The sequence below is a fragment of the Kitasatospora sp. NPDC058478 genome (assembly GCF_042720345.1).
In the GTDB taxonomy this organism is placed as follows: domain Bacteria; phylum Actinomycetota; class Actinomycetes; order Streptomycetales; family Streptomycetaceae; genus Kitasatospora.
On sequence record NZ_JBHXML010000026.1, the window covers coordinates 67,083 to 91,577 of the forward strand.

Here is a 24,495-nt window from a genome sequence, read left to right on the forward strand (position 1 = left end):
AGCTCCCTCTCCACCGCCCCACCCGGGCCGCCCACTGCTCGCGCGGCCGCTTTTCGGTGCCCAACGCGCGCCCGCCCCGACGGGACACGGGCAGCGCGCCAGGAAGCGCCCGGGCCGCCTCCGCCACAGCCCGCCGAACCGGCAGACCGGCGGCCTGCTCAGCCCCAGAACGCCGAGGCCAGCCCCGCCCCCGCGTACACCGCGGCCAGCCCCACCGCCACGCTGCCCACCACGTTCGCCAGCGCGAAACGCCCCGCCCCGGTCTCGACCAGCCGCAGCGTCTCGTACGAGAAGGTCGAGTACGTGGTCAGCGCCCCGCACAGCCCCGTCCCCAGCAGCACCTGGACCTGCGGGGACGCGGCCCCCGCCGCCACCGCCCCGGTCACCAGGCCGAGCACCGTGCAGCCGACCGCGTTCACCGCGAACGTCCCCCAGGGGAACACCGAGTCGTGCCGGGCCTGCACCGCCCGGTCGGTCAGGTACCGCAGCGGCGCGCCGACCACCGCGCCCGCCACCACCAGCAGCCAGTTCACCCCGAAGCCCCTTCCCGCCCCACGTACCTGACCACTTCGCAGCGGTCCAGCAGCACCAAGCCCTCCGCCACCAGCCCGTCCAACTGCGGCAGGAACGCCCGCACCCGCTCCTCCTCGTCCACGATCACCACCGCCACCGGCAGGTCCTCGCTCAGCGACAGCAGCCGCGCCGTGTGCACCAGCGACGACGCCCCGAACCCCTCGATCCCCCGGAACACGCTCGCCCCGGCCAGCCCCGCCGCCCGCGCCCGGTGCACGATCTCGCTGTACAGCGGCCGGTGGTGCCAGCGGTCGTTCTCCCCCACCAGCACGGTCAGCCGCAGCGCCGGCCCGCTCAACCTGCTCACCGCACGCCCCCGCCTGCACGGGCGACCAGACGGCGCGTCAGCCCGGCCGCCACCCACACCGCGCCGAGCGCGCCCAGCAGCGTCAGCCCCAGGTACGCCAGCCCGAGCCCGAGCCGCCCCTCCTCCACCAGCCGCCGGATGTCCACCGCGTACGTCGAGAAGGTGGTGAAGCCGCCCAGCACCCCGGTGCCGAAGAACGGCCGCAGCAGCGGGTGCGCCGGACGCCCCTCGGTGATCACCACCAGGAACACCCCGATCACCGCGCACCCGACCACGTTGATCAGCAGCGTCGTCCACGGGAACGCCGCCGGGCCGTTCGCCCAGGCCAGCCCGGCGCCGTACCGCGCCACCGACCCGATCGCCCCGCCCACCGCGATCACCGCCACGGCCGGCCCCTGCCCGCGCCACACCGGCGGCCGTCTCCGGGCGACCGCCCCTTCGCCCACCGGCCGGGTCCGCGCCGGGCCGTCCACCGTGCCGTCCGAGGTCGCCATAACCCCATCAAACACCGGCTCCCGCCGTCTGGCACAGCGTCACTCCAGACCCGACAATGAACCGGTGGAGATGACCCGGGACGAGTTCGAGACGCTGGTCAGCGACGCCCTCGACCAGATTCCCCCGCAGCTCGCGGCCATGATGGACAACGTCGCCGTCTTCGTCGAGGACGAGCCCGACCCCGCCGACCCGGAACTCCTCGGCCTCTACGAGGGCACCCCGCTCACCGAACGCGGCGAGTGGTACGCGGGCGTCCTGCCCGACCGGATCCTCATCTACCGCGGCCCCACCCTCCGGCACTGCGAGACCCACGACCAGGTCGTCGCCGAAGTCCGCACCACGGTCATCCACGAGGTCGCCCACCACTTCGGCTTCGACGACCACGAACTCGACGAACTCGGCTGGTCCTGACCCCCGCCGTGAGCGGCCCTCGGGCGGCCCCCACCCGCCCGGCCGAAACCCGTTTTGGCGATCCGCCCTGCATCCCATATGCTTCTCGACGTCCCCGAACGCTGGGAACAGCGGGACAGGCCGCAAGCCCTCATCGTCTAGTGGCCCAGGACGCCGCCCTTTCAAGGCGGTAGCACGGGTTCGAATCCCGTTGGGGGCACGCAGTACCGTAGTAAAAAGCAGTGCCGCAAGACCTTAGTGGGAAACCACTACAAGGTCCCGTGGAGCAGTTGGTTAGCTCGCCACCCTGTCAAGGTGGAGGTCGCGGGTTCAAGTCCCGTCGGGATCGCTCGTCTCGCAAGAGGCGGTGCAGTACGGCCAGGTAGCTCAGTTGGTACGAGCGTCCGCCTGAAAAGCGGAAGGTCGCCGGTTCGACCCCGGCCCTGGCCACAACGCATGACCAGGCATTATGCCCCCGAAGCAGCTCGCTTCGGGGGCATTTTCGCGTTGTTCGACGCCAACGGCACAGCCGACGGTCACCGCCCTCCCGCATGACGTCAAGTACGTGACGTACTTGACGTACTTCACCGGCCGCGCGACCCTGGTTCTCGGACGAGGAGGCTTCCCATGACAGCAGTCCACTACGAGAGCTACACCGAAGCCCGAGCGCACCTGAAGGATCTGCTGGACGCAGCGGGGCAAGGCCGGATCGCGACCGTTCGCCGGGACACCGGATACGCGGCCGTAGTCGACGCAGGGCGGCTACGCCGCGCCCTCACGCTGTTGTGCCCCTCCAAGGCCGAGGTGGTCGCCGAGGGCGGTGGCTGGTCGGTGTTCTTCCCCGGCCTGCCGGTCGCAGCGGACGGCGGCACGTTCGACGAGGCCATCGACGAGATGATCGACGCGCTCCGCGAGTATGCGGAGGACTGGCAGGACCGACTGCTGAGCGCTCCGAACCATCGCGACAACTGGGGCCTGGTTCAGCTGATCGGTCTCAGCGACGACGCACAACTCCGTGATTGGCTGCTCGGAGTCGCGAAGTGACCTGGCCCCAGCCGACACGCGAACGGCACGAGCAGTTCTGCAAGGTTGAAGGCTGGGAACGCGTACGTGACGCGCGCGGCCGCACCGGCACCCACCACGTCACCTACGAATTCGGGCTCCCCGACGGGCGGATCCTGCGTACTCGGGTGTCGCATCCGGTCGACCGCAGCGTGTACGGCGCGGGCATGTGGGCGCACGTCCTCCGCGATCAGCTGGATGTGACAGAGGATGTCTTCTGGCCGTGCGTCCTGGACGGCGCGCTTCCCGATCGAGGCGCGCCCGAGCCACCACGCGAGGCGCTTCCCGCAGATCTGGTCCACATGCTGATCAACCGTGTCGGACTCACCGAGAACCAGGTCGCCGAGCTGAACAAGGCCCAGGCGATCGCGCGACTCCAGCAGTTCTGGACCGAGGGCCACTGACACCAGTTGCCGGGTCGCCGCCTGGGCCGCTGCGGCTTCCGGCCCCCGCAGATCTCGAAGTCCATCGCACACCTTGAACTGGGGTGTTGCGACGACCGTTGGAACCCAAGATTTCGCTGCGGGGCTTCCGCCGTTCCGCGGGCCTGGGGCCCGGGGCCTGGGGCCGGGCGCCGACTACGCTGGGTGCCGGACACCGGTGGATTCGGTTCGGGAGGCGTCGCACTCATGACCCCGGAACACTTCGAGCTCCTGGAAGCGGCCCGCAGGAGCCTGCCCGACGGCTTCAAGGTGGAGCTCTCCGGCGACACCATCACCATGACGGTGAGCCCCTCGGGGATCCACCAGCGCAACCTGCTGGTGGTGCGCCGGCAGTTCGACGCCCACACCCCGGCCGGGCTGCTGCCGAGCGAGAACACCGATCTGATCTCGCCCAACGTCGGGAAGAGCCGCAATCCCGACCTGACGTACCTTCCGGACGACGCGCTGGCCACCACCGACAACCAGGTGCCCGCCGAGCTGGCCGCGATCGCGGTCGAGCTGGTCTCGCCCTCCAACCCCGAGAACGACTGGGTCGGGAAGGTGCGGGACTACCCGCTGATGGGGATCCCGCTGTACCTCCTGGTCGACGCGCGGGAGAAGACCGTCACCCTCTTCAGCAGGCCGGACGGCGCCCGGTACCACCGGCGCGAGGACATCGCGTTCGGCGAGACGATGCGCGTTCCGGAGCCCTTCGGCTTCGAGCTGGTCACCGGCGACCTGCTGCCCTGCTGATCTCGGGCGGCTCCCCCTCGCGTCAGCTCGCGCCGGGAGTCCGGTCCCCGCCGCCCTCGACCACGAGCAGCCGGGGGGTGATCGTGGGGGCGAGGGCGGTCAGGCCGGCACGGCGCCGGGAGGGTTCAGTAGGAGCGGAACCAGCTGGCGTCGGTGCCCAGCACGGAGCCGTCCGCCGCGTAGTACGTGAACGTGCGGGCCTGGGCGCCCGGCTTCCTGGCGATCGCGTACCAGCGCGTCGGGGAGTCCCCGAGGGCGACCGGCGCCGACTCGCTGATGCCGCCGGTGTCCCAGGTGACCACGATCTTCGCGACCCGGGGCCGGACCCCGGCGATCACCACCGGTGAGGCGCCCAGCTCCCCGCCCTTGAACCCGAGCATCGTCCCTCCTCCGGAGGTGGCCCGGTCGATGATCGCCCCGTCCGGCACCCCCGGGGCGGGGGTGTCGTGCATCGCGTCGTCTACCTGGCGCTGCCCGTCCACGGTGGCGTAGAGGTTCACCAGGTCCACGTCCGGGCGCCAGCTCCGGTCGATGTCCGCCCGGGTGGTCTCCGGCAGTTGCGGGATGGCCGCGTGCCGGTCCTCCCAGATCAGCCGGGCCTGTCGGAGGGCGTCCTCCTTGGTGGCGGCCGCCGGCCAGAACGCGGCCCACGCCTGCCACTGCCTGCCGTTCGTGGTGCCGTGGCCGACCACGACCCGGACCGGGGTGAACGGATCCCGCGCGGGAGCGGTCGGTGTCGCGGTGGTGCCTGCGGTGCCCCCGGCGGCCCCGGCGGCCCCGGCAGCCTCCGCGGCGGTGACGGTCGAGGCGTCCGCCACCACCGCCCCCGCGTCGGCCGCGTTGCCCGGCCCCCGCCCCCGCCCGAGCCCGCCGAGCGCCGTCCCCCCGACGACGGCCGCCGCGACCAGCACCGCCACCGCCCCGCTGGTCAGCAGCCGCCGGCGCCGCAGCCGGCGCCGCCCCCCGGCGACCAGCCGGTCGTACGGGACGGCTCCGATCTCGACGCTTCCGGCCAGCTCGCCCAGGACGCGCGCCGCCGCGGCCTCGGCGCCGGCCGCGCCCCCGGCCCCTGCCCCGGCCGTGTCCTCGCCGCCCACACCGCCCACGTTGCCCATGGCGCCCTCGCCGCCCACGTTGCCCTCGTTGCTCATCTTCCGCCTCCGATGCTCGCCAGCCCGTTGAGTGAGGAGGCCTCCCGCAGCTTGGCCAGGCCTCTGGCCGCCTGGCTCTTCACCGTCCCGACCGAGCAGCCCATCGCCGCGGCGGTCTGGGTCTCGGTGAGGTCCTCCCAGTACCGCAGCACGACGGCCTGCCGCTGCCGGGGCGGCAGCGTGCCGAGGGCCGTGAGCAGCGCCGCCCGTTCGTCCAGCCGCGCGTAGCCGTCGGGGCCCTCGGGTGCGGCCCGGTCGGGGACGGCGGTGACCAGGTCCTCGGCCGCTCGGCGGCGGAACCGCCGGGCGTGCTCGTTGATCAGGATCCGGCGCACGTAGGCGTGCGGGTCGTCGGCCGCCCGGACCCGGCTCCAGGCGACGTACGCCCGCTCCAGGGCCTGCTGGACCAGGTCCTCGGCGGTGTGCCTGTCCCCCGCGAGCAGGTACGCCGTCCTGAGCAGCCGCGTCCACGCGCTGCCGGTGAACGCGCGGAACTCCTCGTCCCTCGCGGTCTTCTGGGCTCCCATGAGCACCTCCTCAACCCCCAGAGCCCGAAACCGCCGCGAACCGTTGCCTGGCCCGGCCCGGAGCCGTCCGGCCCGACGCCACCGGCACCCGGGCCCGCCGTTCGCGCTCGGCCGCCGGTGGCTGTGACACTGGAGAGGCTCGAAAACCGAGGTGCGCGCCGCCGTACCTCCTTGCGAACCTAGAGGGATGCCCGCAGTGAGTTCTCCCGCAGTCCAGTCCGCCCCCGCACCCGCCGAGGGTCCCGGTATCGGTGAGCTGGCCGCCCGCCTGCCCGAGCTGACCCTGCGCGACCAGGTGCGGATCGGGCGCCGACTGGAGGGGGCCCGTCGGGTCCGCAAGCCCGAGGCCCGGCAGAAGGTCGCCGCCCAGATCGCCGCCGACATCGACCGCGCCGAGCTGCTGGTCGAGCAGCGCCGCGGTGCCGTCCCACCGATCAGCTATCCCGCCGAGCTGCCGGTCAGCCAGAAGAAGGACGAGATCCTGGCGGCCATCCGGGACCACCAGGTGGTGATCGTCGCGGGTGAGACCGGCTCCGGCAAGACCACCCAGATCCCGAAGATCTGTCTGGAGCTGGGCCGCGGCGTGCGCGGTCTGGTCGGCCACACCCAGCCGCGCCGGATCGCCGCCCGTACGGTCGCCGAGCGGGTCGCGGAGGAGCTGCGCACCCCGCTGGGCGAGGCGGTCGGCTGGAAGGTCCGGTTCACCGACCAGGTCGGCCAGGACACCCTGGTCAAGCTGATGACGGACGGCATCCTGCTCGCGGAGATCCAGACCGACCGCGAACTGCTCCAGTACGACACCCTGATCATCGACGAGGCGCACGAACGCAGCCTCAACATCGACTTCATCCTCGGCTACGTCAAGCAGCTGCTCCCGCGCCGACCGGACCTCAAGGTCGTGATCACCTCCGCGACCATCGACCCGCAGCGCTTCGCCCGGCACTTCAACGACGCCCCGATCGTCGAGGTCTCCGGCCGCACCTACCCGGTGGAGGTCCGGTACCGCCCGCTCGTCGACGACCTGGACGAGGACGACGACGCGACGGACGCCGACCGCGACCGGGACCAGATCCAGGCGATCTGCGAAGCGGCCCAGGAGCTCCAGGCCGAGGGCCCGGGCGACATCCTGGTCTTCCTCTCCGGCGAGCGCGAGATCCGCGACACCGCCGACGCCCTGGACAAGCTGAAACTCAAGTCCACCGAGGTCCTGCCGCTGTACGCCCGGCTGAGCTCGGCCGAGCAGCACCGGGTGTTCCAGCGCTCCGGCAGCCGCCGGATCGTCCTCGCCACCAACGTCGCCGAGACCAGCCTCACCGTCCCCGGCATCAAGTACGTGATCGACCCGGGCACCGCCCGGATCTCCCGCTACAGCCACCGCACCAAGGTGCAGCGGCTGCCGATCGAGGCGGTCAGCCAGGCCAGCGCCAACCAGCGCAAGGGCCGCTGCGGCCGCACCTCCGACGGCATCTGCATCCGGCTGTACTCGGAGGAGGACTTCCTCTCCCGCCCCGAGTTCACCGACGCCGAGATCCTGCGCACCAACCTGGCCTCGGTGATCCTGCAGATGACGGCGGCGGGCCTCGGCGACATCGCCGCCTTCCCGTTCCTGGACCCGCCGGACTCCCGCAACATCAAGGACGGCGTGCACCTGCTGCACGAGCTGGGCGCGCTGGACCCGGACGAGAAGGACCCGCGCAAGCGCCTCACCGCGCTCGGCCGCCAACTGGCCCAGCTCCCGGTGGACCCGCGGATGGCCCGGATGGTGCTGGAGGCCGACAAGAACGGCTGCGTGCGCGACGTGATGGTGATCGCCGCCGCGCTGTCCATCCAGGACCCGCGCGAGCGCCCCGCCGAGAAGCGCCAGGCCGCCGACGAGCGGCACCGCCGGTTCAACTCGGAGACCTCCGACTTCCTGTCCTACCTGGCGATGTGGCGCTACGTCCGGGAGCAGCAGCGCGAGCTGTCCTCCTCGGCCTTCCGCCGGATGTGCAAGGCGGAGTTCCTCAACTACCTGCGGATACGGGAGTGGCAGGACATCTACACCCAGCTGCGCACGGTCGCCAAGCAGTTGGGCGTCACCATCGAGGAGCCGCACGAGGACGCCGAGCCGGACGCCGACCGGATCCACCAGTCGCTGCTGGCCGGCCTGCTCTCCCACATCGGCCTGTTCGACGTGGAGAAGCGCGAGTACGGCGGCGCGCGCGGCGCCCGGTTCGCGGTGTTCCCGGGCTCGGGCCTGTTCAAGAAGCCGCCGCGCTGGGTGATGTCGGCCGAGCTGGTGGAGACGTCCCGGCTGTGGGCGCGGATCAACGCCAAGATCGAGCCGGAGTGGGTGGAGCCGCTGGCCGGCCACCTGATCAAGCGGACGTACAGCGAGCCGCACTGGGAGAAGAAGGCCGGAGCCGTCCTGGCGTACGAGCGGGTGACGCTCTACGGGATGCCGGTCGTCGCCCAGCGCAAGGTCAACTACGGGCGGATCGACCCGGAGCTGTGCCGCGAGCTGTTCATCCGCAACGCGCTGGTCGAGGGCGACTGGGAGACCCACCACCGGTTCTTCGCCGAGAACCGCAAGCTGCTCGGCGAGGTCGAGGAGCTGGAGAACCGGGCCCGGCGCCGGGACATCCTGGTCGACGACCAGACCCTGTTCGAGTTCTACGACGCCCGGCTGCCGGAGGACGTGGTCTCCACCCGGCACTTCGACTCCTGGTGGAAGACGGCCCGGCACGAGCAGCCGGACCTGCTCAACTTCGAGAAGTCGATGCTGATCAACGACTCCGCGGACGGCGTCACGGAGGCCGACTACCCGGACCACTGGCAGCAGGGCAAGCTGCGCTTCCAGCTGACCTACCAGTTCGAACCGGGCAGCGACGCGGACGGCGTGACCGTCCACATCCCGCTGCCGGTGCTCAACCAGGTCACCGCGGAGGGCTTCGACTGGCAGATCCCGGGCCTGCGGACGGAGCTGGTCACCGCGTACATCAAGTCGCTGCCGAAGGCGATCCGGCGCAACTTCGTGCCGGCGCCGGACTTCGCGAAGGCGGCGCTGCGCGCGGTGAAGGACCGCCAGGAGCCGTTGCTGCCGTCCCTGGAGCACGCCCTCAAGCGCCTGACGGCCATCACCGTGCCGCCGGAGGCCTGGGACGACGAGCGGGTGCCGGACCACCTCAAGGTGACCTTCCGGGTGGTGGACGGCCGCCGCAAGCTCGCCGAGTCCAAGGACCTGGAGGAGCTGCGGCTGCGGCTCAAGCCGAAGCTCAAGGAGACGCTGTCCTCGGCGGCCTCCGGCCAGGGCATCGAGCAGGGCGGGCTGACCGCCTGGCCGGGCGGCCTGCCCGTGCTCCAGCGCACCTTCGAGCAGCGCTCGCGCGGCCATTCGCTGCGCGCCTACCCGGCCCTGGTGGACGAGGGGGAGTCGGTCGGCGTGAAGCTGTTCGACACCCCGCAGGCGCAGACGCAGTCGATGTGGGCGGGCACCCGCCGGCTGCTGATGCTGACCACCACCTCCCCGGCCAAGTCGATCCAGGGCCGGCTGGGCAACCAGGCGAAGCTGGCGCTCTCGCACAACCCGCACGGCTCGGTGAACGCCCTCTTCGAGGACGTGGTGGCCTGTGCGACGGACCGGCTGATGACCCTGGCCGGCGGACCGGCCTGGGACGAGGCGGCCTTCGGCACGCTGCACGACAAGGTGCGGGCGGACCTGTACGACCTGTCCGCGGACACCACACTGAAGACGGCCACCGCGCTGATCGCCTTCCACAAGGCCTCGACCCGGCTGAAGTCGGTGAGCAGCCCGGTGCTGCTGAACGCGGTGAACGACATCCGGCTGCACCTGGCCTCCCTGGTGCACCCGGGCTTCGTCACGGACACCGGCTGGCAGCGGCTGCCGGACCTCAAGCGCTACCTGCTGGCGGTGGACCGCCGGCTGGAGGCGCTGCCCAACCACCCGCAGCGGGACGCCCAGCAGCTGCTGAAGGTCCAGCAGGTGCAGCGGGAGTACGGGGAGCTGCTGGCGGCGGTGCCGGCCGGCCGGCAGCCGTCCGCGGAGGTGCTGGCGATCCGCTGGATGATCGAGGAGTTGCGGGTCAGCTTCTTCGCCCAGTCGCTGGGCACGCCGAGCCCGGTGTCGGAGAAGCGGATCACCAAGGCGATGGAGGCTGCCAGGGCCACGCTCTGAGCTGGGCGGCGGCCTCCTCGGGGGCCCTCAGGTGCCAGTTCGACCTGGGGGCCCACCATGGGCTACAGTCTGTCTTGTTCGCAGCGCGGCAAGCGAGTGAACGAGATCAGGAAACTCTGGTCCCGTGGAGCAGTTGGTTAGCTCGCCACCCTGTCAAGGTGGAGGTCGCGGGTTCAAGTCCCGTCGGGATCGCCGCAGCGCGAGAGGCCCGGAACCGTCAGGTTCCGGGCCTCTCGCTTTTGGCGTCCGGTGTTTATCCCGGACCAGGTCCAGACCACAAGTGACAGACGGTGTGACGGTCGTCACTTATCTTTTCCCGAGAGCACCCCCGCACCACCCTCACCAAGACCTCACTAATTTAATATGTAAAATTGTACAGCCATTAACTGTAAATCCCCCCCGCATCATGCGCATCAAATCGTTATCCGGAGTTCAGCATTCCGTACGTTGTGCCGAGTACCCGGGCACGGCGGGCGGGCATGGCAAAGGGGCCGCTTACCGGACCCGGCGGAGTCCGGTAAGCGGCCCCTTTAAAGAGCCTTTGGCCTATCAGGCCTCAGTGCGCTGAGCGGGAATCCCGGCCAGCAGAGCGCGCACCTCCGCCTCGCGGTAACGGCGGTGACCGCCGAGCGTGCGAATGGACGTCAGCTTGCCCGCCTTGGCCCAACGAGTGACCGTCTTCGGGTCCACGCGGAACATGGTGGCGACCTCTGCCGGCGTCAGCAGGGGCTCAGCATCAGGGGTACGAGCGGTCATGAGCGGCCTCCTCGGGAGAACCGAACCAGGGCGGTTCTATCCTTCAAATTCTGCACCTTGGCCCGCGATGCCCGAAATGGCATAGACGGGCCGAGTCGGTTATAGGACGAACGGCTTGTCCTGGTGTCTACAACTACACCATCCGTCCAGCCCTATCGACCAAACCGCCAAAATTGACCCCTCACGGGTTCAAGAGCGACGGATGGCGATGGACCACCCCATAACGGGCAGTCACGCGGCCGTGACGCCTGGTTACGAGGGGACCAGACCCCCTGTTTCCCCGCAAAGCACGCATCGACTCCAGAACCACCCAAAAGTGGGCATGCCCGCGTGAAGTTGGGCTGGTTGTCCCATTTTTGCACATAGGGGTAAGTTCGCGTCAACGGTGAGTAGTGTCACGTTCGACAGCTATTGACCCGAACCGGGACCTTGGTCATCCAGCTCGGGCCATAGGACTCTTACAGTCATACACGGGTGGTCGGACGTCAGTTCGCGTACCGCAGCGCCAGCACCCTGCGCCAGCGCGCCGTCAGTTCCCCGTACGCGTGCAGCGCCTGCGCGGTGTCCCCCGCCCGCAGCGCGCGCAGCCCCTCCTCCAGCTCCCCCGCCGAACGATCCGCCAACAGCCGCTCCGGCCCCAGCACATGCACCAGCCCCCCGTAGTCCAGCTCCACCAGCGAGCGCGGATGGAATTCCTCCAGCCACCGCCCGATCTGCTCCGCCCCCCGGACCAGTTCCCCGTCCGGCACCTCTTCACGCAGCGCCCGGAAGGCCCGGGCCACCCGGCGGCGCGCCTGCGCCATCGGCACCAGGTAGAACAGCGCCGCCGCCCGCCCCGGTTTGCCCGGCTCCTGCGCCGGCACGAAACAGCGGTCCTCGTCCCCGAACGGCAGGAACCAGCGCACCGGCACCTCCCACCGGCTGGTCAGGATCCACGGCCGGGCGTCCGGATGGCCGGCCCGCCAGCGCTCCCGGTCCGCCTCCGCCGCCGCCCGGGCCACCGGCGGCACCGCGGTGTCCAGCAGCGCCACCGGCGCGGCCGCCCGCAGCTCCTCCAGCGCCTGCCAGCTGCGCAGCCTGGTCGCCCACGGGCAGACGTACAGCACGCCGTCCACCACCCGCAGGTAGGCCCGCCCGCTCTCCCGCTCGGGCAGCGCCCGGGGCGTCCGGGCGGCCAGCTCCGCCAGCGCCTCCCGCTGCTCCTCCAGGACGGCCGCGGCCACCGGCTGCGCCGCCTCGACGGCGTCCGGGCCGTGCTCCGCCGCGTAGGCCTGCCAGCGCACCCGCTCGGACTCCGGGTAGGCGGCCAGCGGCTCGTAGACCCGCAGGTGGGCGGCGTAGGGCGGCAGTACCGAGGTGCGCACGACGGTCACGTCCTGCATGGTCGCACGCGCCGACCGGCCCCGGGAGGGCGCGCCCCCGAACCGTTCGCGCCCGCACCGCGCACCCCCCTGCGTCTCACTCCTCGGACCACCGGGACAAGCTCGGACAAGAGGGCGGATCGGCGACGCTCCCGCGACTACGCTTCGCCCTAGGCGCCCGCACCACAGCAGGCGGGCCTTCGATACTGGAGTCACCACAGTGACCGACGTACAGACATCCGCCACGCACCCCGCACCCGGAGTGCTCAGCAGGATCTTCCGCACCGAGCAGGACGGCGCCCCCGGCGACGGCCACGAGCAGGTCGTCCTCTGCCACGACCGCAGCTCCGGGCTCAAGGCGATCATCGCCATCCACTCCACCGCGCTGGGCCCGGCCCTCGGCGGCACCCGCTTCTTCCCGTACGCCTCCGAGGAGGCGGCCCTGGAGGACGCGCTCAACCTGTCCCGCGGCATGTCCTACAAGAACGCGCTGGCCGGGCTCGACCTCGGCGGCGGCAAGGCCGTCATCATCGGCGACCCCAACAAGGACAAGAACGAGGCGATGCTCCGTGCCTACGGCCGCTTCGTGGAGTCCCTGCGCGGCCGCTACATCACCGCCTGCGACGTGGGCACCTACGTGCAGGACATGGACGTCATCGCGCGCGAGACGCAGTTCGTGACGGGCCGCTCGCCCGAGCACGGCGGCGCCGGCGACTCGTCCATCCTGACCGCCTTCGGCGTCTTCCAGGGCATGCGCGCCACCGCCCAGGCCCGCTGGGGCCAGCCGACCCTGCGCGGCAAGCGGGTCGGCGTCGCGGGCGTCGGCAAGGTCGGCCACTACCTGGTCGGCCACCTCGTCGCGGACGGCGCCACCGTCGTCATCACCGACGTCTCCGAGACCGCCGTGAACCGCGTCCGCGCGGCCCACCCGGAGGTGGAGGTCGTCGCCGACACCGCCGCCCTGCTGCAGGCCCGGCTGGACGTCTACGCCCCCTGCGCCCTGGGCGGCGCGCTGACCGACGACACGGTGGCCGCGCTCGGCGAGTCCGGCACCACGATCGTCTGCGGCGCGGCCAACAACCAGCTGGCCCACCCGGGCGTCGAGAAGGACCTCGCGGACCGCGGCATCCTCTACGCGCCGGACTACCTGGTGAACTCCGGCGGCGTGATCCAGGTCGCCGACGAGATCGAGGGCTTCAACTTCGACCGGGCCAAGAACAAGGCCACCAGGATCTTCGACACCACCCTGGAGATCTTCACCCGGGCCGCCTCCGACGGCGTCCCGCCGGCGGTCGCCGCCGACCGCCTGGCCGAGAAGCGGATGCGCGAGATCAGCGCGCTGCGCACGGTCCTGCTGCCGGGCGCCCGCCGGGCCTGATCCGGCGCCCCCGGAACCTCGGACGCGCGGGGGGCGGCCGCACCCCCGTGACCCGCCCCCGGGCGGGAGGGGCCCAGCCGTCCCCCGCGCATCACGATGTGGAACCGGATTCTCACTTCTGCGCCCGATCGGGTGATCCAAGGTCCCCCTTGGGGGGATAATCGGTCCTGGAACGACGGACCTGAGACACCTCCGGACAGCGCGCAAACCGCCGCAAAACCTCCCCTGACCTGGGAAGACCTGGTCTCGGGTGCGGTCGGTGCGCGCCACGTCACACCGACGACGTACCGTCCAGCGGCGGAAACAGGTACCGTTAATGCTCCAAGGGACGGTCCTCCCATTCGGGCAGGCCGCTCCTGATCATGAACACGTGTCAGACTCGGGGCCGTGAGCCCCATCGTTGAGGGGGTCGACCCATGGGGCGCGGCCGGGCCAAGGCCAAGCAGACGAAGGTCGCCCGCGAGCTGAAGTACAACAGCGGCGGGTTTGACGCTAACCGTCTGTCCAACGAGCTGGGCGCATCGCCGTCCACCGCTCCGATCGACCCGGAGCCGATCGAGGAGGAGGAGGACGACGACCCGTATGCCGAGTACGCCGCCCGCTATGCCGACCTCGACGACGAGGACGACACCGAGCCGGGCACCGGGCCGTCGCAGGCCTCTCGCCGCTCGTAGCCAGTAGTTTCGCCGACCGGCCCAGCGCCCAGCGCGCCAGGCCGGTCTTCGGCGTTTCCGCGTACCGGATGGCGTACCGGGTGGGTCGCCGCCCCCCGGGTGGCAGGACGCGGAAGGGCCCCTCCGGTGCGCCGGAGGGGCCCTTCCGTCGTCCCGCCGGGCTCAGCCCGCGGTGAAGCCCTCGTAGGCGTTGTAGAGCGCCGCGCCGGCCTCGTGCTCGCCGGTGCGCTCGACGATGTCGCCGAGCAGCCAGGCCTCGACGCCGCGGTCCTCCAGGATCGCCAGCACGGCGTCCACCGAGGACGGCGGGACGACCGCGACCATGCCGACGCCCATGTTGAGCGTCTTCTCGATCTCCAGGGTGGCCACCTTGCCGACCTGGGCGACGGTCTGGAAGACCGGCAGCGGGGTCCAGGTGCCGCGGTCCAGGCGGGCGTGCAGGCCGTCCGGGACGACCCGGGCCAGGTTGGCCGCCAGGCCGCCGCCGGTGACGTGCGAGAAGGCGTGGATCTCGGTGGCGCGGGTGAGCGCCAGGCAGTCCAGCGAGTAGATCCGGGTCGGCTCCAGCAGCTCCTCGCCGAGCGTGCGGCCGAACTCCTCGACCTTGCGGTCCAGCTTCCAGCCGGCCTCGTTCAGCAGCACGTGGCGCACCAACGAGTAGCCGTTGGAGTGCAGGCCCGAGGCCGCCATCGCGATCACCACGTCGCCGGCCCGCACGCGGTCGGCGCCGAGCAGCGCGTCCGCCTCGACCACGCCGGTGCCGGCGCCCGCGACGTCGTACTCGTCCGGGCCGAGCAGGCCCGGGTGCTCGGCGGTCTCGCCGCCGACCAGGGCGCAGCCGGCCAGCGCGCAGCCCTCGGCGATGCCCTTGACGATCGCGGCGACCCGCTCCGGCACGACCTTGCCGACGCAGATGTAGTCGGTCATGAACAGCGGCTCGGCGCCGCACACCACCAGGTCGTCGACGACCATGCCGACCAGGTCGTGGCCGATGGTGTCGTGCTTGTCCATGGCGGCCGCGATGGCCACCTTGGTCCCCACGCCGTCGGTGGCCGAAGCCAGCAGCGGCCGCTCGTAGCGCTTGAAGGCGGACGCGTCGAAGAGGCCGGCGAAGCCGCCGAGACCGCCGACCACCTCGGGGCGGTTCGCCTTCTTCACCCACTGCTTCATGAGCTCGACGGCGCGGTCGCCCGCCTCGATGTCGACGCCGGCTGCGGCGTAGGTGGCGCCGTTCTGGTTGCTGGTCACTACGGTGCGGCCCTCTCGGGTCTGGTGGGGGCTGGAACAGCGGTGGGGCCCCGTTTCGCGGGACCCCACCGTGGATTCGTTACGGGCGGCGCAGCGCGTCGGCCGCGCCCGCCCCGCCGAGCAGCGACTGGACGCCGTCCAGGTCGCTGCCGCTGGTCGGCTTGCCGCGCACGGCCGGCGGCTGCTGGCTGCCCTTGATCTCGGCCTCCAGCAGGAGCTTGCCGAGCAGTGCCGGGTCCGGCAGCTCCATCGGGTACTCGCCGTCGAAGCAGGCCCGGCAGAGCCTGTCCTTGGGCTGCTTGGTGGCCTCGATCATGCCGTCGATCGAGATGTAGGAGAGCGAGTCCGCGCCGAGGGTGCGGCCGATCTCCTCGACGGTCATCCCGTTGGCGATCAGCTCCGCGCGGGTGGCGAAGTCGATGCCGAAGAAGCACGGCCACTTCACCGGCGGCGAGGAGATCCGGATGTGCACCTCGGCGGCGCCGGCCTCGCGCAGCATCCGCACCAGCGCGCGCTGGGTGTTGCCGCGGACGATCGAGTCGTCGACGACCACCAGGCGCTTGCCCGCGATGACCTCGCGCAGCGGGTTGAGCTTGAGCCGGATGCCGAGCTGACGGATGGTCTGGCTGGGCTGGATGAAGGTGCGGCCCACGTAGGCGTTCTTCACCAGACCGGAGCCGTACGGGATGCCGCTGGCCTCGGCGTAGCCGATCGCGGCGGGGGTGCCGGACTCCGGCGTCGCTATCACCAGGTCGGCCTCGGCGGGCGCCTCCTTCGCCAGGCGGCGGCCCATCTCCACGCGGGAGAGGTGCACGTTGCGCCCGGCGATGCTGGTGTCGGGGCGGGCCAGGTAGACGTACTCGAACACGCAGCCCTTGGGCTTCGCCTCGGCGAAGCGGGAGCTGCGCATCCCGTTCTCGTCGACGGCGATCAGCTCGCCGGGCTCGACCTCGCGGATGAACGAGGCGCCGCAGATGTCCAGCGCCGCCGTCTCGGAGGCGACCACCCAGCCGCGCTCCAGCCGGCCGAGCACCAGCGGGCGGATGCCCTGCGGGTCGCGGGCGGCGTAGAGGGTGTGCTCGTCCATGAAGACGAGCGAGAACGCGCCCTTGACCTTGGGCAGCACGACCTTGGCCGTCTCCTCGATGGAGAGGTCCGGGTGGCCGGCGAGCAGCGCGGTCACCAGGTCGGTGTCGTTGGTCGCGGCGCTCCGCCCGGAGCGGGAGACGTGCTCCTCACCGGGCAGTTCGGCGACCATCTCCGCCAGTTCGGCGGTGTTCACCAGGTTTCCGTTGTGCCCGAGGGCCAGCGAACCGTGCACGGTCGCGCGGAAGGTCGGCTGGGCGTTCTCCCAGACCGAGGACCCGGTGGTCGAGTAGCGGGCGTGTCCGACGGCGATATGCCCGTGCAACGACCCCAGGGAGGCCTCGTCGAAGACCTGGGAGACAAGCCCCATGTCCTTGAAGACGAGAATCTGGGAGCCGTTGCTCACTGCGATGCCCGCGGATTCCTGACCGCGGTGCTGCAGGGCGTAAAGGCCGAAGAACGTGAGCTTGGCGACCTCCTCGCCGGGAGCCCAGACACCGAAGACGCCGCAAGCGTCCTGGGGGCCTTTCTCACCGGGAAGAAGATCGTGGTTGAGTCTTCCGTCACCACGTGGCACGTCTTCGAGTCTAGGGCAGCGGGCACCGGCTTCCGGAACCCGGGCGGCCGGGATTGTCTGGCGATCGGCCGGTAACGCGCGTAGACAAAACCCCTTACCAGGTGGGGATTTCGGGTGGGGGGAATTCCGGCCGGAGGCGGTTGGCCTTGTGGTTCGCGCCTGTTGGGGCGTTCCGTGTGCGGAGAGCCGGGAGTCGGGGCGGCCGCGAAAGTGAGCCTGCTCACCCGGGGTTCACCCCGGCGTCACGCGGCGGGCAGCAACAGGCCCCAGGCGCCCGGGTGGACCGTCCACGTGCGGGCGCGGACCGGACCGACGGGGTGGCCGTCCGCCTCGTAGCCGAAGCCGCGCCCGACCACCGAGACGCTCTCCGCCCGGGCGCGCACCAGGGCGCCGGGCGCGCGGATCACCACCTCCAGCACGCCCGCGCCGTCCGCCTCGACGCCCGGCAGGGTCAGCTGGACCAGCCGCACCGGCCGGTGCACGTCGGCGAGCAGCCGGCCGTCGGCCTCGACCCGGACCCGGGGATTGTGCTCGGCGCAGGACCGGCCGTCCGCCGTGAGTGCGTTCGCCTGCTCGGCCGCAGCCAGTTTCGCCCATAGCGAACGCCAACCACCCGTACGGCCGGCCGGTCGCCGCGTCCCGGCACCGGTGATCCGCACCCCTCCCAGCGCCACCCCGCCGCCGTCGTCCACCAGCAGGTCGAGCTTGCGCGCCGCACCCGACAGCACCGCCCGCGCGGCCCGGACCGGCTCGCCCGGCACCCCGAGCGCGCGGGCCGCGGCCAGCTCCTCCGACCGGCCGACCGGAACCATGCCCACCGGATCCGCGCCCAGCTCACGCTGGCGGTACAGGGCTTGGAGCACCCGCTGCAACGCCAGGTCGGAACCGATCACGACCGGCCGCCGCCGACCCCGGTGCGAAAGCACCCGGTCGAGTTCGGACGGGCTCTCCGGATAGACCACCTTGACGTCCGCGCCTCCGCAGAGCACGTCCTTCGCGATCCGCACCGACTCGCCGTCGGTGTGCCGGGCCGCCGGGTCGAGGAGCAGCAGGAGCGGCTCGGGGCCGCCGGTTGCGGGCGTGGACAGGGACGACACGACCGGTCCTTCCTCAGGTAATCTCTCGGTGCAAGAGCCCCTTGCGCTACTGCGCCAGGGGCTTCGTCTATCTCGGGGCAGACTGCGGCCTACGCAGGATGCCCCAACCGGAAGGGGTGTACGCCTGTGCCGGCACTCGTGCTCGTTGGCGCTCAGTGGGGGGACGAGGGCAAGGGGAAGGCCACCGACCTCCTCGGCGGCTCCGTCGACTACGTCGTCCGCTACCAGGGCGGCAACAACGCCGGTCACACGGTGGTCATCGGCGACCAGAAGTACGCCCTGCACCTGCTCCCCTCCGGCATCCTCAGCCCTAACGTGACGCCGGTCATCGGCAACGGCGTCGTCATCGACCCGGGCGTGCTGCTCTCCGAGCTGAGCGGCCTCAACGACCGTGGCATCGACACCTCGAAGCTGCTGGTCTCGGGCAACGCCCACCTGATCACGCCGTACCACCGCACCCTGGACAAGGTCACCGAGCGCTTCCTCGGCAAGCGCCGGATCGGCACCACCGGCCGCGGCATCGGCCCGACCTACGCGGACAAGATCAACCGCGTCGGCATCCGGGTCCAGGACCTGTTCGACGAGTCGATCCTGCGCCAGAAGATCGAGGCGGCGCTGCACGACAAGAACCAGATCCTGGTCAAGCTGTACAACCGCCGCGCCATCCCGGCCGAGCTGGTCGTCGAGGAGTACCTCGGCTACGCGGACAAGATCAAGCCCTTCCTCGCCGACACCACCCTCGTCCTGGACCAGGCGCTCAAGGCGAACAAGGTCGTCCTGCTGGAGGGCGGCCAGGGCACCCTGCTCGACGTCGACCACGGCACGTACCCCTTCGTGACCTCGTCGAACCCGACCTCGGGCGGCGCCTGCACCGGCGCCGGCATCGGCCCGACCAAGATCGACCGGGTCATCGGCATCCTGAAGGCGTACACCACCCGCGTCGGCTCGGGCCCGTTCCCGACCGAGCTGCTGGACGAGGACGGCGAGGCGCTGCGCCGCATCGGCGGCGAGCGCGGTGTCACCACCGGCCGTGACCGTCGCTGCGGCTGGTTCGACGCGGTCATCGCGCGCTACGCGACCCGGGTCAACGGCCTCACCGACTTCTTCCTCACCAAGCTCGACGTGCTCACCGGCTGGGAGCAGATCCCGGTCTGCGTCGCGTACGAGATCGACGGCAAGCGGGTCGAGGAACTCCCGTACAACCAGTCCGACTTCCACCACGCCAAGCCGATCTACGAGACGCTGCCGGGTTGGACCGAGGACATCAGCAAGGCCAAGACCTTCGCCGAGCTGCCGAAGAACGCGCAGGCGTACGTGAAGGCGCTGGAGGAGATGTCCGGCGCGCCGATCTCCGCCATCGGCGTCGGCCCGGGCCGCGACGAGACGATCCAGATCAACTCGTTCATCTGAGCCTGATCCGGTCGAGGGCCCTGCGGGACACGTCCCGCAGGGCCCTTCGCTTTGCCCGCTCCGCCGATTTTGCACTAGCGCAGAAGTCCATTGCATCTAGTGCAGCGTGGCGCTACCTTTCCGGCATGACCGCACAGCCGCCCACACCCGTCACCCTCACCGGCCGCCACATCCGCCTGGAGCCCCTCGGCCGCCACCACCTGCCCGACCTGTGGGCCGGCGTCGGCCCCGACCCGGAGGTCTGGCGCTGGATCCCCTCCCTCCCGCCCGCCACCGAGGAGGAACTGGGCGCGATCATCGACGCCCGGCTCGCCGAGGTGGCGGCCGGATCGGCGGTGAAGTTCGCCGTGATCGACCTCCCCAGCGGCCGGGCCGTCGGCGTCACCGGCTACTACGACTTCAGGGCCGACGACGAGGTCGTCGAGATCGGCGGCACCTGGTACGCCCGCTCGGTCTGGCGCACGCCCGTCAACACCGAGGCCAAGCTGCTGCTGCTCTCCCACGCCTTCGACGACCTGGGCATGGGCCGGGTCTACTGGAAGACGGACGCGCTCAACGAGCGCTCCCGCAACGCGATCCTGCGCCTCGGCGCCCAGTACGAGGGCGTCCACCGCCGCGAGAAGCGGCGCGACACCGGCGTGTGGCGCGACACCGCCTACTTCTCGATGCTCGCCGACGAGTGGCCCGTCGCCCGGATCCGCCTCGTCGAGCGCCTTTCGCGCGGTGCCGAACCCTCCGTGCGCCCCCGTTCCTGAACGGCCCCCCGGGAGTTGTCCAGGGTGCCAGGCAGGAACCGGAATGGGAGAAGGCAACCGATGACCCAGCAGTGGCAGAAGTCCACCAGCAGCACCCGGGACGGCAGTGACTCCGTGGAGGTGTCCGTCAACGAACGGGGGCTGATCGAGGTCCGCGAATCCGAGAGCCCCGACGCGATCATCGTCACCACCCCGCAGAAGTTCGCGCTCTGGATCGAGGGCGTGAAGCGCGGAGAATTCGACCACTTCGGCGACGGCTGACCGCACCCTCCGGTGGCCCCCCTCCCGGCGGGGGGCCACCGCTGCCGCGCGCTATTTCTTCTCGACGGCGGCGGAGGAATGGCGGACGACGAACTCGCGTTTTGCGGAACGCGGTTCGCGGGGTTGGGCGTTGACCAGCCAGACCAGCCAGCCGACGAATAGCACGGCCAGCAGGAGGGCGGACAAACCGGCGACGAGCAGGCCGTTCACCGGGTAGCGGGAATGCGGTGGGCGGGGGCGAGAAGCAGCGGAAGCGGCATGACAGTCTCCGGTCGGTGATGTCGAGCGTGCCGACCATGCATCTGGTGTGTATTTACGGCTGATTGGCGGCTGTTTAGGCCACAACAAGTCAGTGACTGACGCGGGATCGACCATAGGGTCGAGGTGCAAGACTTGCTACCGAGCGGGAGAACGTTCACTCCATCGTGGGGTATCCCCCATTTCAGTAGCTAGGGCCGGGTAAGCACGGCACACTTCACCGGAAGCATCGACCCGAGCCGCGATCCGGAGAAGAGAGTCATGCCACCCCGCTTGTCGCCGACCGTGCGTCAGCAGCGCCTTGGCATCGAGCTGCGCAAGATGCGCGAACGCGTGGGCGTGACGCCCAAGAGCCTGGCCGCCACCCTGGGCACCGACCTGCCCAAGATCTCGCAGATGGAGAACGGGAAGTCCGGCATCAGCGCCGAACGGCTCCGGCTCTGGGCCCGCACCTGCCACTGCTCCGACGGCCCCTACCTCGACGCGCTGCTCGCGATGACACAGGACCGGCGCAAGTACTGGTGGGACGGCTACCGCGGCCGGCTGCCCGGCGGGCTCATCGACATCGCGGAAATGGAACACCACGCCGAGTCGCTGGCCATCCTGCACACCACCTTCATCCCCGGACTGCTGCAGACCTCGGCGTACGCCTCCGCGGTGTTCGCCCGGGTCCGGCCACCCATGCCCCAGCCGGACGCCGACGCCCGCACGGCATTCCGGATCCAACGCCAGCGGCTGTTCACCGAACGCCCGAAGCCGTACGCCGCGTACATCCACGAATCCGCGCTGCGCATGCAGTTCGGCGGGGCGGTGGTGCTGCGCGACCAGCTGCTCGGCGTGCTGGAGGATTCCGAGCGGCCCGGGGTGGAGATCCGGACCATCCCGTTCAGCGTCGACACCTTTCCCGGGTCCGGAGAGAGCCTCTACCTCGCCCGCGGGCCCGTTCCCGAGCTCGACACCGTGCAGATCGACCTCTCGAACGGGCCGAAGTTCGTGCACCTCGACACCGAACTGCAGACCTACCGACAGATCAAGGAGGAGACCGCCGCGGTCGCCCTCGGGCCGGCCGAGTCCCGGGACTTCATCCGGGCCTTACTGAAAGACTTCTCATGACTGAGTGGCGGAAGTCCTCGTCCAGCGGCGAGAGCAACGAGTGCGTCGAGATCAGAGCCGCCGACGGTCTGGTGGAGATCCGCGAGTCGGACCGCCCCGAGATCGTCGTCCGGACCACGCCGCGCAAGTGGGCCGCGTTCGTCCGCGGGGTGAAGGCCGGGGAGTTCGACCGGTACAGCGACTCCGTCGGGCCCTGAACCGCACCCGCCCCCGAGCGGCACCGCACCCGAGCCGCACCCGAGCCGCACCCGCCCCTGAGCAGCACCGCCCTTGAACCGCACCCACCCCTGAACCGCACCGCCCTCCCGGCCCCGCGGCGGTAGGCTTGGCAGCCCACAGTGGACCCCTGCGCCTGGCACAGCACTCCGGATGGGGTGCGCGTGCGGGAGAAATCGGAGCATCCGAGGATGGCTCGGCACCTGGTCACCAGCGCCCTTCCGTACATCAACGGGATCAAGCACCTGGGCAACATGGTCGGGTCGATGCTCCCGGCGGACGTCTACTCCCGCTACCTGCGCCAGCGCGGCCACGAGGTGCTCTACATCTGCGCGACCGACGAGCACGGCACGCCCGCCGAACTGGCCGCACAGGAGGCCGGGCTGCCCGTCGCCGAGTTCTGCGCCCAGGCGCACGACGCGCAGAAGGCCGTGTACGACGGCTTCGGGCTGTCCTTCGACCACTTCGGCCGCAGCTCCTCCCCGCAGAACCGCGAGATCACCCAGGAGATCGCCCGCGAACTCCAGCGCAACGGCTTCATCGAGGAGCGCGCGATCCGGCAGGTGTACTCCAACGCCGACGGCCGCTTCCTGCCGGACCGCTACATCGTCGGCACCTGCCCGCACTGCGGCTACGACAAGGCGCGCGGCGACCAGTGCGAGAACTGCACCCGGGTGCTGGACCCGACCGACCTGCTGGAGCCGCGTTCGGCGATCAGCGGCAGCTCCGACCTGGAGGTCCGGGAGACCAGGCACCTGTTCCTGCTCCAGTCGGAGCTGACCGACGAGGTCGAGCAGTGGATCGCCGCCCACGGCGACGACTGGCCGGTGCTGGCCTCCTCGATCGCCCGCAAGTGGCTCACCGAAGGCCTCCAGGACCGCGCGATCACCCGCGACCTGGAGTGGGGCGTCCCGGTGCCGGCCGACGTCTGGCCGGAGCTGGCGGCCGAGGGCAAGGTGTTCTACGTCTGGTTCGACGCCCCGATCGAGTACATCGGCGCCACCAAGGAGTGGGCGGACGCGGCCCCGGCCGGGCAGGCCCGGGACTGGAAGTCCTGGTGGTACGAGGCCGACCACAGCGTCCGGTACACCGAGTTCATGGCCAAGGACAACGTCCCGTTCCACACCGTGATGTTCCCGGCCACGATCCTCGGCTCGCGCCGGCCGTGGAAGAAGGTCGACTACGTCAAGGCCTTCAACTGGCTGACGTACTACGGCGGGAAGTTCTCCACCAGCCAGAAGCGCGGCATCTTCACCGACGTCGCCCTGGAACTGCTGCCGGCCGACTACTGGCGCTACTTCCTGATGGCGCACGCCCCCGAGTCGGACGACTCCAGCTTCACCTGGGACCTCTTCGCCTCCGTCGTCAACAAGGACCTCGCCGACACCCTCGGCAACTTCGTCAACCGGGTGCTCACCTTCAGCCGCAAGCGCTTCGGCGACGCCGTCCCGGCCGGCCACGCGCCCGGCGAGGCCGAACAGCGCCTCGGCGAGCAGATCGCCGCCCTGCTGGCCGAGTACGAGGCCCAGTTGGACGCGCTCAACTTCCGCAAGGCCGCGCAGGGGCTGCGCGCGCTGTGGAGCGCGGGCAACGCGTACCTGGACGAGAAGGCGCCCTGGCTCCAGGTGAAGACCGACCCGGACGCGGCGGCGCTGACCCTGCGCACCGCGATGAACCTGATCCAGCTGTACGCGGTGGTCTCCGAGCCGTTCATCCCGACCGCGGCGGCGGCGATGCGCGGAGCCTTCGCCCTGCCCGGGGACGCTCCGGCGGCCGGCCTGTCCTGGGTCGGCCCGGAGCAGGCGCGGACACTGGACCTGGTACCGGCCGGGACGGCGTTCACCGTGCCGCCGGTGCTGTTCGCCAAGATCACCGACGAGGACCTGGCCGCCTGGACCACCCGCTTCGGCGGCCAGGAGGGCTGAGCCCCGGCGGACGGCCCGGGGCCCGGGCCGTCCGCCACCCTCCCGACACCGGAGGGAATCTGATGCCCCGTCACCGATGGTTCGTCCAGGTCATCGGCACCCCGCCGGGCGGCACCCCACTGCCCCACTGACCGGCGTCGGCTCGCCGAGGCCCTGCCGTAACACGCCGGTACGCTTCCAGCCATGGATGTTGACCTGGTCACCGCCCTGCGGGCGATCGCCAACCCGACGCGCCTGCAACTGCTGGCATGGTTGCGCGAACCCGAACGCCACTTCCCCCTGGAGGAAGCGGTCGCCGACCCGCGCGAGGTCGGCGTCTGCGTCAGCCACATCCAGGCCAAGGCCGGCCTCGCCCAGTCCACCGTCTCCGCCTACCTCGCCGAACTCCAGCGCGCCGGCCTCGTCCGCGCCACCCGGATCGGCAAGTGGACCCACTACCGCCGCGACGAGGCCCGCATCGCCGCCCTCATCACCGCTCTCGGTCACACCCTGTAGGCCTCTGCCGCAGCCGGGGCGGGGGAGCCCC

At 71.0% G+C, this 24,495-nt stretch carries 25 protein-coding genes and 4 tRNA genes; 18 read left to right on the forward strand and 11 right to left on the reverse strand.

Annotation, left to right across the window (positions count from 1 at the left end; all coding sequences use genetic code 11):
* Positions 1 to 158: 158 nt before the first annotated feature.
* The 3 genes from crcB (ACFWPT_RS16610) to crcB (ACFWPT_RS16620) are packed head-to-tail and all read right to left on the reverse strand — an operon-like array spanning position 159 to position 1,374.
* On the reverse strand, positions 159 to 533 hold the full coding sequence (gene crcB / locus ACFWPT_RS16610) for a fluoride efflux transporter CrcB (protein WP_380374902.1): 375 nt from the start codon (positions 531 to 533) through the stop codon (positions 159 to 161).
* Complete coding sequence (locus ACFWPT_RS16615) at positions 530 to 880, reverse strand: DUF190 domain-containing protein (protein WP_063348329.1); 351 nt, start codon at positions 878 to 880, stop codon at positions 530 to 532. The genes crcB (ACFWPT_RS16610) and ACFWPT_RS16615 overlap by 4 nt, the downstream gene beginning before the upstream one ends.
* Positions 877 to 1,374, reverse strand: a complete 498-nt coding sequence (crcB, locus tag ACFWPT_RS16620) for a fluoride efflux transporter CrcB (RefSeq protein WP_380374905.1) — start codon at positions 1,372 to 1,374, stop codon at positions 877 to 879. The genes ACFWPT_RS16615 and crcB (ACFWPT_RS16620) overlap by 4 nt, the downstream gene beginning before the upstream one ends.
* 70 nt (positions 1,375 to 1,444) lie before the next feature.
* Here crcB (ACFWPT_RS16620) and ACFWPT_RS16625 point away from each other — a divergent pair, with 70 nt between their 5' ends.
* The 7 genes from ACFWPT_RS16625 to ACFWPT_RS16655 all read left to right on the forward strand — a co-directional run bounded on the left by ACFWPT_RS16625 (position 1,445) and on the right by ACFWPT_RS16655 (position 4,002).
* A complete protein-coding gene (locus tag ACFWPT_RS16625; RefSeq protein WP_063348331.1) occupies positions 1,445 to 1,786 on the forward strand; it encodes a metallopeptidase family protein in 342 nt (113 codons plus the stop codon).
* Positions 1,787 to 1,912: 126 nt separating this feature from the next.
* A tRNA-Glu gene (locus ACFWPT_RS16630) sits at positions 1,913 to 1,985 on the forward strand.
* A 55-nt stretch (positions 1,986 to 2,040) separates the two neighbouring features.
* Positions 2,041 to 2,114, forward strand: a tRNA-Asp gene (locus ACFWPT_RS16635).
* Between the two features lie 27 nt (positions 2,115 to 2,141).
* Positions 2,142 to 2,215: transfer RNA gene (locus tag ACFWPT_RS16640), tRNA-Phe, on the forward strand.
* Positions 2,216 to 2,392: 177 nt separating this feature from the next.
* On the forward strand, positions 2,393 to 2,809 hold the full coding sequence (locus ACFWPT_RS16645) for a prevent-host-death protein (RefSeq protein ID WP_363376862.1): 417 nt from the start codon (positions 2,393 to 2,395) through the stop codon (positions 2,807 to 2,809).
* Positions 2,806 to 3,231, forward strand: a complete 426-nt coding sequence (locus ACFWPT_RS16650; protein WP_380482374.1) for a cytotoxic translational repressor of toxin-antitoxin stability system — start codon at positions 2,806 to 2,808, stop codon at positions 3,229 to 3,231. Before ACFWPT_RS16645 ends, ACFWPT_RS16650 begins: the two co-directional genes overlap by 4 nt.
* A 225-nt stretch (positions 3,232 to 3,456) precedes the next feature.
* Entirely contained in the window at positions 3,457 to 4,002 is a 546-nt protein-coding gene (locus ACFWPT_RS16655) for a Uma2 family endonuclease (RefSeq protein WP_380373558.1), read from the forward strand.
* Between the two features lie 125 nt (positions 4,003 to 4,127).
* On the opposite strand, the gene ACFWPT_RS16660 is transcribed toward ACFWPT_RS16655, so the two are convergent.
* Positions 4,128 to 5,153 (reverse strand): hypothetical protein, encoded by a 1,026-nt coding sequence (locus ACFWPT_RS16660; protein WP_380482376.1) that lies wholly within the window; start codon positions 5,151 to 5,153, stop codon positions 4,128 to 4,130.
* Positions 5,150 to 5,680, reverse strand: coding sequence for a SigE family RNA polymerase sigma factor (locus ACFWPT_RS16665; RefSeq protein WP_063348334.1), 531 nt, complete (start codon positions 5,678 to 5,680; stop codon positions 5,150 to 5,152). Before ACFWPT_RS16665 ends, ACFWPT_RS16660 begins: the two co-directional genes overlap by 4 nt.
* A 187-nt stretch (positions 5,681 to 5,867) precedes the next feature.
* On the opposite strand from ACFWPT_RS16665, the gene hrpA reads away from it, so the two are divergent.
* Positions 5,868 to 9,854: an ATP-dependent RNA helicase HrpA gene (hrpA, locus tag ACFWPT_RS16670; protein WP_063348335.1), complete on the forward strand. Its 3,987-nt coding sequence runs from the start codon at positions 5,868 to 5,870 to the stop codon at positions 9,852 to 9,854.
* Positions 9,855 to 9,972: 118 nt separating this feature from the next.
* Positions 9,973 to 10,046: transfer RNA gene (locus tag ACFWPT_RS16675), tRNA-Asp, on the forward strand.
* Between the two features lie 357 nt (positions 10,047 to 10,403).
* On the opposite strand, the gene bldC is transcribed toward ACFWPT_RS16675, so the two are convergent.
* Together bldC and ACFWPT_RS16685 are read right to left on the reverse strand one after the other, a co-directional pair.
* Positions 10,404 to 10,610, reverse strand: coding sequence for a developmental transcriptional regulator BldC (gene bldC / locus ACFWPT_RS16680; protein ID WP_014137253.1), 207 nt, complete (start codon positions 10,608 to 10,610; stop codon positions 10,404 to 10,406).
* A gap of 485 nt (positions 10,611 to 11,095) precedes the next feature.
* Positions 11,096 to 11,992 (reverse strand): hypothetical protein, encoded by an 897-nt coding sequence (locus ACFWPT_RS16685; protein WP_380482378.1) that lies wholly within the window; start codon positions 11,990 to 11,992, stop codon positions 11,096 to 11,098.
* Positions 11,993 to 12,191: 199 nt separating this feature from the next.
* Here ACFWPT_RS16685 and ACFWPT_RS16690 point away from each other — a divergent pair, with 199 nt between their 5' ends.
* Together ACFWPT_RS16690 and ACFWPT_RS16695 are read left to right on the forward strand one after the other, a co-directional pair.
* Entirely contained in the window at positions 12,192 to 13,349 is a 1,158-nt protein-coding gene (locus ACFWPT_RS16690; protein WP_063348337.1) for a Glu/Leu/Phe/Val dehydrogenase dimerization domain-containing protein, read from the forward strand.
* Positions 13,350 to 13,765: 416 nt separating this feature from the next.
* Positions 13,766 to 14,023, forward strand: coding sequence for a DUF3073 domain-containing protein (locus ACFWPT_RS16695; protein ID WP_063348338.1), 258 nt, complete (start codon positions 13,766 to 13,768; stop codon positions 14,021 to 14,023).
* A gap of 162 nt (positions 14,024 to 14,185) precedes the next feature.
* Here the strand turns inward: ACFWPT_RS16695 and purM are convergent, their stop codons facing one another.
* The 3 genes from purM to ACFWPT_RS16710 form a co-directional block, all read right to left on the reverse strand.
* A complete protein-coding gene (gene purM / locus ACFWPT_RS16700; protein WP_063348339.1) occupies positions 14,186 to 15,271 on the reverse strand; it encodes a phosphoribosylformylglycinamidine cyclo-ligase in 1,086 nt (361 codons plus the stop codon).
* A 79-nt stretch (positions 15,272 to 15,350) separates the two neighbouring features.
* The gene (purF, locus tag ACFWPT_RS16705; RefSeq protein ID WP_063348340.1) at positions 15,351 to 16,934 is read right to left on the reverse strand and encodes an amidophosphoribosyltransferase; all 1,584 of its coding nucleotides are present in this window, start codon (positions 16,932 to 16,934) and stop codon (positions 15,351 to 15,353) included.
* Positions 16,935 to 17,176: 242 nt separating this feature from the next.
* On the reverse strand, positions 17,177 to 18,031 hold the full coding sequence (locus ACFWPT_RS16710; protein ID WP_063348341.1) for a hypothetical protein: 855 nt from the start codon (positions 18,029 to 18,031) through the stop codon (positions 17,177 to 17,179).
* A 126-nt stretch (positions 18,032 to 18,157) separates the two neighbouring features.
* On the opposite strand from ACFWPT_RS16710, the gene ACFWPT_RS16715 reads away from it, so the two are divergent.
* The 3 genes from ACFWPT_RS16715 to ACFWPT_RS16725 all read left to right on the forward strand — a co-directional run bounded on the left by ACFWPT_RS16715 (position 18,158) and on the right by ACFWPT_RS16725 (position 20,457).
* A complete protein-coding gene (locus ACFWPT_RS16715; RefSeq protein ID WP_063348342.1) occupies positions 18,158 to 19,441 on the forward strand; it encodes an adenylosuccinate synthase in 1,284 nt (427 codons plus the stop codon).
* Positions 19,442 to 19,566: 125 nt separating this feature from the next.
* A complete protein-coding gene (locus ACFWPT_RS16720) occupies positions 19,567 to 20,196 on the forward strand; it encodes a GNAT family N-acetyltransferase (protein WP_380482380.1) in 630 nt (209 codons plus the stop codon).
* 60 nt (positions 20,197 to 20,256) lie between these two features.
* Entirely contained in the window at positions 20,257 to 20,457 is a 201-nt protein-coding gene (locus ACFWPT_RS16725) for a DUF397 domain-containing protein (protein WP_063348344.1), read from the forward strand.
* Positions 20,458 to 20,508: 51 nt separating this feature from the next.
* Here the strand turns inward: ACFWPT_RS16725 and ACFWPT_RS16730 are convergent, their stop codons facing one another.
* The gene (locus ACFWPT_RS16730; RefSeq protein ID WP_159398464.1) at positions 20,509 to 20,667 is read right to left on the reverse strand and encodes a hypothetical protein; all 159 of its coding nucleotides are present in this window, start codon (positions 20,665 to 20,667) and stop codon (positions 20,509 to 20,511) included.
* Positions 20,668 to 20,976: 309 nt separating this feature from the next.
* Here ACFWPT_RS16730 and ACFWPT_RS16735 point away from each other — a divergent pair, with 309 nt between their 5' ends.
* The 4 genes from ACFWPT_RS16735 (at position 20,977) to ACFWPT_RS16750 (ending at position 24,464) form a co-directional block, all read left to right on the forward strand.
* A complete protein-coding gene (locus ACFWPT_RS16735; protein ID WP_063348345.1) occupies positions 20,977 to 21,828 on the forward strand; it encodes a helix-turn-helix transcriptional regulator in 852 nt (283 codons plus the stop codon).
* Positions 21,825 to 22,025, forward strand: coding sequence for a DUF397 domain-containing protein (locus tag ACFWPT_RS16740; RefSeq protein WP_063348346.1), 201 nt, complete (start codon positions 21,825 to 21,827; stop codon positions 22,023 to 22,025). The genes ACFWPT_RS16735 and ACFWPT_RS16740 overlap by 4 nt, the downstream gene beginning before the upstream one ends.
* A gap of 210 nt (positions 22,026 to 22,235) precedes the next feature.
* On the forward strand, positions 22,236 to 23,969 hold the full coding sequence (gene metG, locus ACFWPT_RS16745) for a methionine--tRNA ligase (protein WP_380482383.1): 1,734 nt from the start codon (positions 22,236 to 22,238) through the stop codon (positions 23,967 to 23,969).
* A 183-nt stretch (positions 23,970 to 24,152) separates the two neighbouring features.
* Positions 24,153 to 24,464, forward strand: coding sequence for a helix-turn-helix transcriptional regulator (locus tag ACFWPT_RS16750; RefSeq protein ID WP_063348348.1), 312 nt, complete (start codon positions 24,153 to 24,155; stop codon positions 24,462 to 24,464).
* Positions 24,465 to 24,495: the final 31 nt, after the last annotated feature.

Bases quoted from the DNA above. Each gene is read 5' to 3' on its own strand.
- ACFWPT_RS16695 (WP_063348338.1), top strand. From the start codon at position 13,766: ATGGGGCGCGGCCGGGCCAAGGCCAAGCAGACGAAGGTCGCCCGCGAG.
- hrpA (WP_063348335.1), top strand. From the start codon at position 5,868: ATGCCCGCAGTGAGTTCTCCCGCAGTCCAGTCCGCCCCCGCACCCGCC.
- ACFWPT_RS16740 (WP_063348346.1), top strand. From the start codon at position 21,825: ATGACTGAGTGGCGGAAGTCCTCGTCCAGCGGCGAGAGCAACGAGTGC.
- ACFWPT_RS16665 (WP_063348334.1), bottom strand. From the start codon at position 5,680: ATGGGAGCCCAGAAGACCGCGAGGGACGAGGAGTTCCGCGCGTTCACC.
- bldC (WP_014137253.1), bottom strand. From the start codon at position 10,610: ATGACCGCTCGTACCCCTGATGCTGAGCCCCTGCTGACGCCGGCAGAG.
- ACFWPT_RS16720 (WP_380482380.1), top strand. From the start codon at position 19,567: ATGACCGCACAGCCGCCCACACCCGTCACCCTCACCGGCCGCCACATC.
- ACFWPT_RS16725 (WP_063348344.1), top strand. From the start codon at position 20,257: ATGACCCAGCAGTGGCAGAAGTCCACCAGCAGCACCCGGGACGGCAGT.
- ACFWPT_RS16685 (WP_380482378.1), bottom strand. From the start codon at position 11,992: ATGCAGGACGTGACCGTCGTGCGCACCTCGGTACTGCCGCCCTACGCC.
- crcB (WP_380374905.1), bottom strand. From the start codon at position 1,374: ATGGCGACCTCGGACGGCACGGTGGACGGCCCGGCGCGGACCCGGCCG.
- ACFWPT_RS16655 (WP_380373558.1), top strand. From the start codon at position 3,457: ATGACCCCGGAACACTTCGAGCTCCTGGAAGCGGCCCGCAGGAGCCTG.
- ACFWPT_RS16660 (WP_380482376.1), bottom strand. From the start codon at position 5,153: ATGAGCAACGAGGGCAACGTGGGCGGCGAGGGCGCCATGGGCAACGTG.
- ACFWPT_RS16735 (WP_063348345.1), top strand. From the start codon at position 20,977: ATGCCACCCCGCTTGTCGCCGACCGTGCGTCAGCAGCGCCTTGGCATC.
- metG (WP_380482383.1), top strand. From the start codon at position 22,236: ATGGCTCGGCACCTGGTCACCAGCGCCCTTCCGTACATCAACGGGATC.
- ACFWPT_RS16645 (WP_363376862.1), top strand. From the start codon at position 2,393: ATGACAGCAGTCCACTACGAGAGCTACACCGAAGCCCGAGCGCACCTG.
- ACFWPT_RS16625 (WP_063348331.1), top strand. From the start codon at position 1,445: ATGACCCGGGACGAGTTCGAGACGCTGGTCAGCGACGCCCTCGACCAG.
- ACFWPT_RS16750 (WP_063348348.1), top strand. From the start codon at position 24,153: ATGGATGTTGACCTGGTCACCGCCCTGCGGGCGATCGCCAACCCGACG.